Consider the following 329-nt stretch of genomic DNA (forward strand, 5'->3'; position numbering starts at 1 on the left):
GGATCGACGTCGCGGAGGCGAGCCTCAAGGGTTTTGACTGGAGTTCGACGATCAAAGGAATTTCCGAGATCATCGCGCTCGACGAGACGCAGATCGAGACCTTCCAGTTCAACCGCCTGATACCGGAACTTGGCAGGGTGCGCCTTGGCGGCATCAACGTCGATGTCGCCGCGCCGGAAAAGCCGGAGGAAGAGACGGAGGAAGAAACGGCCGGAACGCCGGAGCGTATCAAATTCTCGCTCAAGAATTTCGAGATGGGGCTGACCAAACCCTTCAACGGCATTCCGACCGATATCGAGATCAGGCAGGACGAGCTCACGCTTCCGATC

Annotated in this window: 1 protein-coding gene; it reads left to right on the forward strand. The window is 58.1% G+C overall.

The window, feature by feature from the left end:
* On the forward strand, window positions 1-329 hold a 329-nt coding region (locus tag BGP85_RS00050), incomplete at both ends, for a hypothetical protein (protein WP_219811570.1).

The sequence above is a fragment of the Pseudomonas putida genome (genome assembly GCF_002906855.1).
Classification (GTDB): Bacteria; Pseudomonadota; Gammaproteobacteria; order Pseudomonadales; family Pseudomonadaceae; genus Aquipseudomonas; species Aquipseudomonas putida_N.